The 12,582-nt window shown below is 68.9% G+C and carries 9 protein-coding genes; 6 read left to right on the forward strand and 3 right to left on the reverse strand.

Translation table 11 applies throughout. From position 1 onward, the window contains the following. Positions 1-16 precede the first annotated feature (16 nt). The 4 genes from H3H37_RS19555 to H3H37_RS19570 are packed head-to-tail and all read left to right on the forward strand — an operon-like array spanning position 17 to position 7,593. Complete coding sequence (locus tag H3H37_RS19555; RefSeq protein WP_182165641.1) at positions 17-1,645, forward strand: c-type heme family protein; 1,629 nt, start codon at positions 17-19, stop codon at positions 1,643-1,645. A 12-nt stretch (positions 1,646-1,657) separates the two neighbouring features. Continuing rightward, a complete protein-coding gene (locus H3H37_RS19560) occupies positions 1,658-5,413 on the forward strand; it encodes a response regulator (protein ID WP_182165643.1) in 3,756 nt (1,251 codons plus the stop codon). Positions 5,414-5,417: 4 nt separating this feature from the next. Then, the gene (locus tag H3H37_RS19565; RefSeq protein ID WP_182165645.1) at positions 5,418-6,245 is read left to right on the forward strand and encodes a CheR family methyltransferase; all 828 of its coding nucleotides are present in this window, start codon (positions 5,418-5,420) and stop codon (positions 6,243-6,245) included. Further along, the gene (locus H3H37_RS19570; protein WP_182165647.1) at positions 6,238-7,593 is read left to right on the forward strand and encodes a hybrid sensor histidine kinase/response regulator; all 1,356 of its coding nucleotides are present in this window, start codon (positions 6,238-6,240) and stop codon (positions 7,591-7,593) included. The genes H3H37_RS19565 and H3H37_RS19570 overlap by 8 nt, the downstream gene beginning before the upstream one ends. Before the next feature lie 218 nt (positions 7,594-7,811). Here the strand turns inward: H3H37_RS19570 and H3H37_RS19575 are convergent, their stop codons facing one another. From H3H37_RS19575 to H3H37_RS19585, 3 genes are all read right to left on the reverse strand, one after another. Continuing rightward, complete coding sequence (locus tag H3H37_RS19575; protein WP_182165649.1) at positions 7,812-8,414, reverse strand: hypothetical protein; 603 nt, start codon at positions 8,412-8,414, stop codon at positions 7,812-7,814. A 51-nt stretch (positions 8,415-8,465) separates the two neighbouring features. Further along, on the reverse strand, positions 8,466-9,086 hold the full coding sequence (locus tag H3H37_RS19580; RefSeq protein WP_182165651.1) for a hypothetical protein: 621 nt from the start codon (positions 9,084-9,086) through the stop codon (positions 8,466-8,468). A gap of 151 nt (positions 9,087-9,237) precedes the next feature. Continuing rightward, the gene (locus H3H37_RS19585; RefSeq protein WP_182165653.1) at positions 9,238-10,656 is read right to left on the reverse strand and encodes a metallophosphoesterase family protein; all 1,419 of its coding nucleotides are present in this window, start codon (positions 10,654-10,656) and stop codon (positions 9,238-9,240) included. Positions 10,657-10,758: 102 nt separating this feature from the next. Between H3H37_RS19585 and H3H37_RS19590 the strand changes: the two genes are divergently transcribed. After that, positions 10,759-11,466 (forward strand): HAD family hydrolase, encoded by a 708-nt coding sequence (locus H3H37_RS19590; protein WP_182165702.1) that lies wholly within the window; start codon positions 10,759-10,761, stop codon positions 11,464-11,466. 99 nt (positions 11,467-11,565) lie between these two features. Continuing rightward, on the forward strand, positions 11,566-12,582 hold the full coding sequence (gene hrcA, locus H3H37_RS19595) for a heat-inducible transcriptional repressor HrcA (RefSeq protein ID WP_182165655.1): 1,017 nt from the start codon (positions 11,566-11,568) through the stop codon (positions 12,580-12,582).

Consider the following 12,582-nt stretch of genomic DNA (forward strand, 5'->3'; position numbering starts at 1 on the left):
GGGCGGCAATTAAGCTATGCTGGCAGCAACGGACACCACGCCGACGCACCCAGCCATCATGACGACAGCGGCCCCCCGCTCCCTGTTCTGGAAACTGTTCCTGCCCATAGGCGCCGCGCTGGGCCTGTGCGCGCTGGGCGCGGCCATCGTCGTGCCGCGCTACATCGAGCGCAACGCCGAGCAGGAGGCCGTCAGCGCCGCGCGCGAGACGGCGCGCCAGTTCACCGTGCTGCGCCAGTACTACACGGCCAACGTGGTGGCCAAGGTGATGGCCCATCCCGGCCTGCGCGTGGGCAGCGATCACCTCGACCACCCGGACACTGTCCCGTTGCCGGCCACCATGGTGCTGGAACTGGGCGAACTGCTGCGCGACTCCGGCGTGAACCTCAAGCTGTACAGCCCCTATCCATTTCCCAACCGCGCCAACCGCGTGCTCGACAGCTTCGGCGAGGACGCCTGGGCCTTTTTCCAGCGCCATCCCGACCAGGCCTATACCCGCACCGAGCGGATCGGCCGCGCCACCGTGGTGCGGGTGGCGCTGGCCGACAAGATGATCGCCCAGTCCTGCGTCGACTGCCACAACAGCCTGCCCACCAGCCCCCGCACGGACTGGAAACTGGGCGACGTGCGCGGCGTGCTGGAAGTCGATTCCAGCCTGCAGCTGGAAACGGGGCGGCGCGCCATCTACGCCGTGCTGGCCACGCTGGTGACCTTGCTGCTGCTGGCCGGCCTGTTCCTGCGCCTGTTCTACCAGCGCGCCATCGCCCGCCCGCTGGAGCAGGCACTGGAGGCGATCGGCACGCTCACCGCCTCCAGCGACGCCAAGGTGGCCGCGGCCCAGGCCATCGCTGCCGGTGACCTGGACCGCAACCTGGCCGAGGCGCCGGAATTGGTCTTGCACGGGGCCGCGCCCGGCAACGATGAACTGGGCAGCTTGCTGCGCTCCGTGCAACGCAACCTGGAACTGCAGCGCGCGCTCGACGGCGCGTTTGCCGCCATGCTGGAGTCGCTGCGGGCCGGCCGGCTGCGCGACACGGAGCGCGACTGGCTCAAGACCAGCCAGAACGAGCTGGCCGAGGCCATGCGGGGCGACTTCAGCACGGCGGAACTGGCCGATCGCGTGCTGCGCTATCTGGCCCAGCGGCTGGGCGCCGGACTGGGGGCGCTGTACCTGGTGTCGCCGGCCGACGGCGCGCTGGAACGGGTGGCCACCTACGCGCTCTTGAGCCGGCACGACGCGCCGGCCCGGCTGGCGCCCGGCCAGGGCTTGCCGTGGCAAGCGTTGCGCGAACGGCGCATGCTGTGCCTGGACCCGGTGCCTGATGGTTACATGGCGATCGGCTCGGCGCTGGGCGCGGCCCGGCCCACGGTGCTGACCGTGTGGCCGTTGTGGCATGGGGACACGGCGGTCGGGGTGCTGGAACTGGGCGCGTTCCGTCCCTGCACGGCGCTGGAACAGGAATTGATGGCGCTGGTGCGCGAAGCCTGCGCGCTGGGCTTCAGCATGCAGCAGGCGCACCAGCACACGGCGCGGCTGTTGCACCAGGCCCGCGCGCAGCGCGGCGAGGAGGTTGCGGACGGCATGGCCGGCGGCGCGGCCCGGGCCCGCCGGTCCGGTGGCGGCCAGACGAATGATGGCGCATAAAAAGGAGTGACTTTGTTCACAGCGTTTCTGGGCCGCCTGATGCTGCGGCAAAAATTCCTGTTGCTGGCGCTGCTGGGCTGCGTCGCGGTGGCCATACCCACGGCCCTGTTCCTGAACGAAGCCAACAAATCCGTCGCCATCGCGCAGCAGGAGGCGGACGGCATCGTGCCGGCGCGCGCGCTGCTGGCGGTGGTGCAACTGGTGCAGCAGCATCGCGGACTGGCGGCCATGGCGCTGGCCGGCGACGCGGCGTCGCGCGCGCCCGCCACGGCCAAGCTGCGCGAGGCCGACCAGGCGTTCGCGCAGATGGAGCGCCAGGTCCAGCGCCTTGCTGAACGCGACATCAGCGCCGCCTGGTTCCGCATCCTCGAACAGTGGAGCGCGCTGTCGGCCCAGGACGCCCAGGGCGCGCTGGCGGCCTCCGACAGCTTCGCGCGCCACAGTGCCCTGATCGCCCAGCTGTTCCGCTTCAACGACAGCGTGATCGACCATGCCGGCCTGCGGCTGGACCCGGAACCGGATTCCTATTTCCTGATCGATGCGCTGCTGGTGCGCGCGCCCGTGTTGCGCGAAACGCTGGGCCAGTTGCGCGGCGCCGGCGCGGGCATGCTGGTGCGCGGCGCGGCCAGCATGGACGAGCGCATCGCGATCGCCGCGCGCGCCGGGCTGGCCGCCGATTACTACCGCACCATCGACGACGGGTTGGCCATCGCGCTGGCCCACAATGGCGACCTGCGCACCCGGCTGGCCGACCTGGCGCGCGGCAGCCGCACCAAGGGCGATCAGGTGCTGCGACTGGCGCACGAGCAGGTGGTGCAGCCGCCGCAGCTCAGCTACAGCGCGCTCGCCTGGTACCGCCAGTTCAGCGACACCATCGACACCCAGCACCGGCTGGCCGAAGCGGGGCTGGACGCGCTGCAGCAAGTGCTGGCCGCGCGCGTAGCCAGCCAGCGCCAGGTCGAGGCGGTGCTGGTGGGCGCGGTACTGCTGCTGTGCGCACTGGCCGTGGCGCTGGGCCACGTCATCATCCGTTCCGTAACCCGGCCGCTGGGCCAGGCGCTGGACGCGGCCCGCGTGCTGACGGCCGGCGCCAGCGACAAGATCGAGGCGGCCGGCGCCATCGCGCGCGGCGACCTGGAACGGCGCTTGGCCGTGGCGCCGCTGCCGGTCATCGCGCTGGCGGCCGCGGCGCAGGATGAAGTGGGCCAGTTGCAGCGCTCCGTCATGCGCATGGGGCAGGTGCAAAGCACGCTGGACCAGGCCTTCCTCACCATGCTGGACGCGCTGCGCGACAGCCGGCAGCAGGGCGAGCGGCGCGACTGGATCATGCAGGGCCAGAACGAGCTTAATATGCGCATGCGCGGCGAACTGGAAACGGCGGTGCTGGCCGACCGCGTGCTGTCCTACCTGTGTCCGCGCATCGGGGCTGGCGCCGGCGCCTGCTACCTGTACGACGAGGCCAACGCGCAGCTGCGTCCCGTGGCCGCTTACGGCCTGCCGCCGGCGGGCGCGGATGCGGCGCCGCTGGCGCTGGGCGAAGGCGTGCTGGGACAGGCGGTGCTGGAACGGCGCACCATCGTGCTGGACCAGGTGCCGTCCGGCTATCTGACCATCGCCTCGGCGCTGGGTCGGGCCACGCCCGCCTGCGTGGTGGTGGTGCCGCTGCTGCATGGCGCCAACGTGGTGGGCGCGCTGGAGGCGGGCGCGTTCCGGCCCTACAGCGAAGCGGAACTGGCGTGGCTGGAGCTGGTGCGCGAAAGCGTGGCCATCAGCTTCGACGTGGGCCTGTCGCGCCAGCGCACGCGCGCGCTGCTGGCCGAGACGGAGCGCCAGGCCGAGGAGCTGCGCATGCAGCAAGAGGAACTCCAGCAGAGCAACGAGGAGCTGGAGGAACGGGCCGACCTGCTGGAACGCCAGCGCGAGCAGATCCGCGCCAAGAACGCGGAAGTGGAGCAGGCCAGCCGCGAGATCTGGCACAAGGCCGAGGAACTGCAGCGCATCAGCGCCTACAAGAGCGAGTTCCTGGCCAATATGTCGCACGAGCTGCGCACCCCGCTCAACAGCATGCTGATCCTGTCCGGCCTGTTGCGCGACAACCGGCCCGGCAACCTCACGCCCGAGCAGACCGAATACGCCAGCACCATCCACGCGGCCGGCAAGGACTTGCTCAACCTGATCAACGACATCCTTGACCTGGCCAAGGTGGAGGCCGGGCAGGTCGAGTGCCACTACGAGGATGGCGCGCCGGCCGCGATGCTGGCCGCGCTCGACAACCTGTTCCGTCCGGCCGCCGAACAGAAAGGCCTGCGCTTGTCGTTCGCGCTGGACCCGGCCGTGCCGCCACGCTTGCGGCTCGATGTGCAGCACACGGCGCAGGTGCTGCGCAACCTGCTGGGCAACGCCATCAAATTCACGGCCCGTGGCGAAGTGGCGCTGCACGTGTCCGTGGCGCCGGCGCAGGAGGGCCGGCCGCCGATGCTGGCCTGCGCCGTCAGCGACACCGGCATCGGCGTGCCGGAAGGCCAGCAGCAGCTGATCTTCGAAGCGTTCCGCCAGGCAGATGGCGGCATCTCGCGTCACTATGGCGGCACCGGGCTGGGACTATCGATCTCGCTGCAACTGGCGAACCGCATGGGCGGCAGCCTGTCCCTGCACAGCGTGGCGGGCCAGGGCAGCACCTTCACGCTGCTGTTGCCGCTGCAGGCGGCACAGGGGGACGCGCCGGACATCACCGCGACCGCCCCGTCGCCGCTGCCCGGCATGCGTGGTGCGGATGGCAAGGCTCGCATGAATGGCACGGGTGGCGCGGTGGGGGCGGCTGTTGCGGCTGGCGCCATTGGCGCGGGTAGTGCGAATGCTGCGGAAGGTGCCGATGGCGTCAATGGTGCCAATGGCACTAGTGGCACAGGTGGCACAGGTGGCACAGGTGGCGCGGCTCCGCGCGACCCCGCCGCGCCGTGGCGCGCACTGGTGCTGGAGGACCGGCCGGCGGCGGCCAGCAGCTTGTGCAGCCAGCTGGCCACGCGCGGCATCGCCGCCATGGGCGCGCGCGATGCGGCACAGGCGCAAGCCGTGCTGGCGGGCCAGCGCGTCGGTTGCGTGGTGCTGGACCTGGATCTGGAACTGGCCGGCGTGCCGGCGCCGGAACTGCTGGCGCAGGTGCAGCAGCTGGCGGGCCAGCCGCTGCCCGTGGTGCTGCACGCGGCCCGTGCGCTGGACGCCGAACAGCAGCGCAGCCTGCGCCAGCACGCCGACAGCATCGTGCTGCGCGGCGAACGCAGCGCCGAACGGCTGGCCGATGAAGTGGCGCTGTGCCTGCACGCGGCGGCGCGCCGTCATGCCGTGACGGGCGCCGCCACCTCCGCCAGCCCGGCCTTGGCGGGCGACGCCCCGTTCGAAGGGCGCAAGATGCTGATCGTGGACGACGACATGCGCAACGTGTTCTCCCTCACCAGCCTGTTGACGGACAAGGGCGCCGTGGTGGTGGAGGCGGAAAACGGCAAGGAGGCATTGCGCCAGCTGGAACAGCACCCCGACGTGTGCGTGGTGCTGATGGACATTATGATGCCGGAAATGGATGGCTACGAAACCATGCGCGCCATCCGCGCCCAGCCGCGCCACCGCACGCTGCCGCTGATCGCGATGACGGCCAAGGCCATGCAGGGCGACAGCGAGAAATGCATGGCGGCCGGCGCCAGCGACTACATCGCCAAGCCGCTGGATACGGCCAAGCTGCTATCGCTGCTGCGGGTCTGGACCCAGGTCTGAGGCCATGCGCGCGAACCACATCGAGGATGTCGAAATCGCCCTGCTGCTGGACGGCGTGCACCAGGTCTATGGCCACGACTTCCGCCAGTACGCGCCAGCCTCGCTCAAGCGCCGCCTGCGGCTCTGGCTGGCCGGCACCGGTTGCGCCACCTTCTCGCGGGCGCAGGAACGGCTGCTGCGCGAGCCGGCCCTGTTCGCGTCGCTGCTGCAGGGAATCACGGTGCACGTGACGGACATGTTCCGCGACCCCCCGTTCTTCCTGGCCCTGCGGCGCCAGGTGCTGCCTTTCCTCCAGACCTACCCCTTCGTCAAGATCTGGCTGGCCGGCTGCGCCAGCGGCGAGGAAGTCTACGCGCTGGCCATCCTGCTGCACGAGGCGGGCATGCGCGGCCGCTACCGGCTGTACGCCACCGACCTCAGTGAACAGGTGCTGCACCAGGCGCGCGAAGGCATCTATCCGCTGCGCCAGTTACAAGCCTTCACCCGCAACTACCAGCAGAGCGGCGGTACGGCCGAATTTGCCGATTACTACACGGCGCGCTATGACCATGCTATCGTCATGTCTGCGCTGAAGGAAAACCTGGTGTTCGCCCAGCATAACCTGGTGACGGACACCGATATCGGGGAGATGCACATGGTCATCTGCCGCAACGTGATGATCTACTTCCAGGCCGCCCTCAAGGAACGCTGCCTGGCGCTGTTCGACGGCTGTCTGCAGCCGGGGGGCTTCCTGTGCCTGGGCATGAAGGAAGGGCTGGACGGACGCGCCATCGCGCCCCGCTACGAGTCGCTGGCGCCGGGCCTGCGCATCTACCGGAAGCGCTATGTGTAGCGCGGCCGTCCCTGCCCTGGCCGACGGCGGCGGCACCATCACCGTGCCCGTGCTGCTGGTGGACGACCGGCGCGAGAATCTGGCCGCGCTGGCGGCGCTGCTCGACGATTTCGGGCTGGCGCTGGAACTGGTGAGCGCCGAATCGGGCAACGAGGCACTGCGTCTGAGCTTGCGCCACGAATTCGCGCTGGTGCTGCTGGACGTGCAGATGCCCGACATGGACGGCCTGGAAACGGCGGCCCTGCTGCGCGCCAACCCCAAGACGCGGCAACTGCCCATCGTGTTCGTGACGGCCGGCATGGCCGAACCGCCGCACCAGTTCGCCGGCTATGAACTGGGCGCCGTCGACTACCTGATCAAACCCATCGAGCCGCTGGTGTTGCGCAGCAAGGTCACCGTGTTCTGCGAGCTGTATCGCCACCGTCGCCACCAGGAGGCGCTGGTGGCCGAGCGCACGGCCGAGCTGTCGGCGCTGGCGCGCGAGTTGGGCGAGGAAGTGCGCGCGCGCCGCGCCGCCGAGCAGACCCTGCGCCAGCTGAATGATGAACTGGAGCAGCGCATCGATGCCCGCACGCGCGACCTGCGGCGCGCCATGGAGCAGATCGTCGAGTCGGAAAAACTGGCTTCGCTGGGCGGCATCGTGGCCGGCGTGGCGCACGAACTGAACACGCCGCTCGGCAACATCATGCTGGTGGCCACCGCGCTCGACGAGCGCTTCGGTGCGTTCGCCCAGACCGTGCAGGCCGGCCAGCTCACGCGCACGGTGCTGGCCAACGCCGTCGCCGATTTCCGCGAGGCCAGCGCGCTGCTGCTGCGCAGCGCCATGCGCGCCAGTGAGTTGATCCAGAGTTTCAAGGCCGTGGCGGTGGACCAGACCAGCGCCCGCCGGCGCGAATTCGACGTGCGCGCCACCGTCAACGACATCCTCAACAGCCTGGGCACGAGCTTGCGCCACGCCCAGGTGCGCACCGTGGTGCGGATTCCCGACGGCTTACGGATGGACAGCTATCCGGGCGCGCTGGAGCAGATCCTCAGCAACCTGATCAGCAACTCCATCGTCCACGGTTTCGACGGCAAGGGCGGCGAGATCGTGATCGACGGTTGCCAGCGCGGCGACAAGGTGGAACTTGAATACAGCGATAACGGTGTGGGCATCGCGCCCGAGCTGCAGCACAAGGTGTTCGAGCCGTTCTACACCACGCGGCTGGGGCAGGGCGGCTCCGGGCTGGGCATGTTCATCGTCCACAACCTCACCCATGGCACGCTCAAGGGCGAAATCCGCATCCGCAGCGCCGTGGGCGCCGGCATGGCCGTCACGCTGACGTTGCCGGCCGTGGCGCCGGCCTGAACCATAAACCGGGGTCAGGTCATGAATTGGCGCAACTTGCCGCAATTCATGACCTGACCCCGGTTTGTTGCGGATAAAAAAAAGCCCGCTCATCAGAGCGGGCTAAATCCAATTCTTCTTAGGGAGTTGGAGGAGACAGGTGCAGTATGCTGCGGCGCGGCATATAAAGCAAATTTATCTTTCCAATATCCACTATTTAAAAAACGTATATCTGGCGATCAGATGCAGGTCACCAGCACATTGCTGATGGGCTTGTCGTGCATGACGCCCGTGCCGTTGGCCACGGTGCAGGTCTGGCCGACGGGCTGGGTCAGCACGGTCACGCCGTAGGCATTGCCATCGAAGACGTTACCCATCTGGAAGCCGACGCTGATCGTGGGATCGGTGCCGGGCGTGACGGGGCCGACCGTGGCGCCGCCGCCGTTGATCAGCACCAGGCCGGTGCCGGTGGTCTTCAGGCCCACCACGCTGCCGCTCAGCAGGTAGCTGTTCTGGGTGCACTGCACGGTCACCAGGATGGTGCTGGTGTGGCCGGCCGAACCGCTGCCGTTGAACACCTGGCAGTTCATGTGGTCGGGCGGGGTCTGCTGCACCACGTTGTAGTCATCGCCATAGGCCACGCGGCGGGCGAAGGTGAAGGTGGTGGCGCCAGCCGGCACCGAGAGGGTGTCGGTGCCGTTGGCCAGCACCAGGCCGGAATTGGTCAGCGGGCCGGCCGAGCTGATCACGCCGGCCACGTCGAACATGGCTTTGCCGCCGCAGCCAGCCAGCACCAGGGCCAGGGCCAGCGCCGCAGTGGCGCGCAGGGTCGATACTTTCATGGGGTTCTCCAAATAGTGGGCAGGGGGGCGCCGCGCACGGCGCCGCCGGTGTTATTTGCTGCAGCTGACGTCCAGCGTGGCGACATTGCTGGCCGGCATCACGGCGGCCGGGCTGTTGACCACGCACTTGACGGTGGGGTTGCCATTGTCATCGGTCGGCTGGGCCAGCACGGTCACGCCGTAGTTGCTGCCGTTCGGCACTTGCGTGGGGAAGGTGAAGCTGACCGGGTCGCCCGCCGTGGCCGGCGCCTGCACGGGCACGGTCTGGCTGCCGTTGGCCAGCACCAGGCCTTTGCCCACCAGGCCGCGCACGGTGCCGCCCAGGTTGTAGGGGGTGGTGGTGCAGGTCACGATGGCCTGGCGCACGGTGTAGATGTTGGCCTTGCCCTTGTTGTACTGGATGGCAGGGTCGCATTTGGCCAGCGCCGGGTCGGGCTGCTGTTTGATCTCGATGTCGAACGAGGCGTCGTTGGCCACCAGGTCGGGGAAGGTGAACGTGGTGTCGCCGGCCGCCGGCGACACGGTGGACGAGCCGTTCTGCAGCACCAGGCCGGCCTTGGTCAGGCCCACGATGGTGCCGCCCAGTTGCAGGCTGCCGGAGCCGCCGCCGCAGCCAGCCAGGGTGGCGCCGCACAGCACGGCCAGGCCGGCACGCAGGTACAAACTTTTCATAAACACATTCTCCAAATCGAATTAGGGCAGGGGCGGCATACCAGTGCGCATACTACACGCGAGGGCCATATTTTAGTGCATTTGGTAACAGCGGCGGTCAAACCCTTGTAACAGCCTGTGTCCGGCACGGGCGGGCGCTGGCCCGTCCGCGTTACTGCACGCGCGTGCGTTCGCACACGGAACGCTTGCCCCGCACCTGGCAGGTATTGCGCACGGCGCCGTGCTGGTCGTGAACCTGCACTTCCCAGCTTTCCGGGCCGCGCCGCTCCATGGTCATGAAGCCGAAGCCGTCTATCCATGCGCTCAACTGCTCGATGACGGCGCCCGGCGCCGGGCTGGTGCCGGGCGGCAGCGGGTCGGGTATCGGCACGATGTCCTCGGCCGTGCCGGAAAAGCCGGAAATGAACTGGCTCGGGTGCCCGCTGCTGAAGCTGACCTGCTGCCACAGGTGGACATGGCCGGACAGCATCAGCTCCACGTTGTCGGGCAGCAGCTGCGGGTTGATGGCGCCAAAGCTCTGGATCAGGCCCGCGTCGCCCAGCAGCAGGCGCAGCTTGCCCGCGTCCTTCAGGTCGGCGCCGATGCCCAGCAGCGGATGGTGCTCCACGCCTATCGTGTGGCGGGCGCGGGGCGCCAGCGCGGCCAGCTTGCGGTAGGTGTCCTGGTAGTGCGCCAGGCCGGCGTCGCCCGGTTTGAAGCCGCGCCAGGTGGTGGCGGCCGTGTCGAACACCAGCAACTGGCTGTCCGCGCCCAGCGGCACGGCGTAGGGATCGCTGTAGTCGCCCCGGTCGTCGTTGTCGGCCGCGTTGCAGTCGCGGCCCGGCAGCAGCGGACGGGGATCGAGGAAGCGCCACCAGCCCTGGCCGCCGCGCGCGCAGCTTTCGTGGTTGCCGCGCGCCACCACCCACGGCGCCGCCTGCAGCAGCACAGCCCCGGGCTGGAACAGGTCGGCCCGCCAGGCATCCCAGCCGTAACCCCACGGGCTGCCGGCGCAGCCCTGGTCGCTTGCCGGACAAGGGTTCTCGCGGTAGTGGAAGTCGCCCACGTGGATCACCAGGTCGGGCCGCCATGCGGCAGCAGCGGCGGCCACGGTGGCGAACGGATATTGGTCGGGGTCGTTGCAGGCCTGGAAGCTGTCTTCCTTCTGGAGCAGGCGGCAGCCGGTGTCGCCCAGCACCACGATGCGGCGCGGCTCGGCGTGCGGCAGCGGCAGCGGCCGTCCCAGTACGGTGGCGCTGGCCAGTCCGGCCGGCAGCGCGGCTTCGCACACAAGCACGTCGAATACGGACGGCTTGGATAATTCGGGCGGCGATGCCGTGGGCCGTTGGGCGATGGTGGCCGGCGCGGCGCGCAGCGTCATGGGACCGGCCACGCCGTCGCGCACGATGGCGGGGCAGGCCGGGGCCTGGGTGAGCACGCGCGCCACGGCCGCCCCATCCTCGCCCAGCACGACGAAGGAGGCGAACGGCGCGCCATCGCCGCCCGGCGGCACGGTGGTGCAGGCGGCCAGCAGCAACGAAGTTGCCAGCGTAGCCAGCGTGGCCAGGCGGCGGGGGAGGGTAAGCGGCACGGTGGTTCCTGAATGGTGAGGCGTTAATTTACCACGCCAGCCCCGGCCGCGATTGATGCGACAATAGCGCCTTTGCCATCGACCCGCTCCACCATGTCCACCATGCCCGCCACCCGTCCGCAAGCCCTGCTGTTCGATCTCGACGATACCCTGTGGCCGATCGCGCCCGTCATCGCGCAGGCCGAGCTGGACTTGCACGCCTGGCTGAGCGCGCACGCGCCGCTGGTGGCCGCCCGCTTTTCGATCGCCGAACTGCGCGAGCGCCGCCTGGCCCTGCTGGCGCGGCGTCCGGAACTGGTGGTCGACCTGGCGCACCTGCGCCGCGTGGGGCTGGAGGAAGCGTTCGCGCTGGCCGGCGAGGACGCGCGCCACATCGACGAGGCGATTCGCATCTTCCTGGCCACCCGCAACGCCGTCACGCCCTACGACGACGTGCTGCCGGCGCTGGAGCGCCTGCGCGCGCGCTGGCGGCTGGGCACCATCACCAACGGCAACGCCGACCTGGACAAGATCGGCCTGGCCCACCATTTCGAGGCCACGCTGGCCGCGCCCAAGTTCGGCCGCGCCAAGCCCGACCCGTCCATCTTCCTGGCCGGTTGCGCCGCGCTCGGGGTGGCGCCCGAGGCGGCCGTCTACGTGGGCGACGACCTCAAACTGGACGTGATCGGCGCCCAGCGGGCCGGGATGCGGGCCGTCTGGCTCAACCGTGGCGGCAGCCGCGCACACGAGGAACTGGGCATCGTGCCGGACGCCATCTGCGCCACGCTCGATGAATTGGAGGCATGGCTGCATCAACTTGGCGCGGAATGATGGCACAAGGATGGCACAAGGATGGCGCAAGCGCGCCGCGAGCGTGCATAATAAGCGGGTGACCCAGTTTGTTGCCGGCCCGCGCCGGCCTAGAGAAATATGCAACTCGATACCCGCGCCCAAACCCTGCTCAAAGCCCTGATCGAGCGGTACATCGCCGACGGCCAGCCGGTCGGTTCGCGAGCGCTGTCCAAGATTTCCGGCCTCGACCTGTCGCCGGCCACCATCCGCAACATCATGGCCGACCTGGAGGAACAGGGTTACGTGGCCAGCCCCCACACTTCGGCCGGCCGGGTGCCCACGCCGCGTGGCTACCGCATCTTCGTCGATACGCTGTTGACGGTGCAGCAGCTCGACGAGCAGGCCGTGGAAGCGCGCATGCGGCTGCAGGCGCCGCAGCCGCAGAAGATGATCTCCAACGCGGCCCAGATGCTGTCGTCGCTGTCGCAGTTTGCCGGGGTGGTGCTAAGCCCGCGGCGCGAATCGGTGTTCCAGCAGATCGAATTCCTGCGCCTGTCGGAAAAGCGGATATTGCTGGTGATCGTCGGCCCCACGGGCGACGTGCAGAACCGGTTGCTGCTGACCGATGTGGATTACACGCCGGCCCAGCTGACCCAGTCGGCCAACTACATCAACCAGAACTACGGCGGGCTGGCGTTCGACGAAGTGCACCAGCGGCTGCAGGGCGAACTGCGCCAGCTGCGCGACGACATGGGACGCCTGATGCAGGCAGCCGTGGAGGCGGGCAGCGAAGCAATGGCCGACAGTTCGGAGGACATGGTGATCGCCGGCGAGCGCAATTTGCTGTCGGTCAGCGATTTGTCGTCGAACATGACGTCGCTGCGCCAGATGTTCGACATGTTCGAGCAGAAGACGGGGTTGATGCAGTTGCTGGACGTATCGAGCAAGGCCAGCGGGGTGCAGATTTACATCGGCGGCGAATCGAACCTGGTGCCGATGGACGAGATGAGCGTGGTGACGGCGCCGTACACGGCCAATGGCAAGATCGTCGGCACCCTGGGCGTGATCGGACCCACCCGCATGGCCTACGAGCGCGTGATTCCGATCGTGGACATCACGGCCAAGCTGCTGTCGAACGCGCTCAGCCACCACTAA

It is taken from the genome of Rugamonas brunnea (genome assembly GCF_014042345.1).
In the GTDB taxonomy this organism is placed as follows: Bacteria; Pseudomonadota; Gammaproteobacteria; order Burkholderiales; family Burkholderiaceae_D; genus Rugamonas; species Rugamonas brunnea.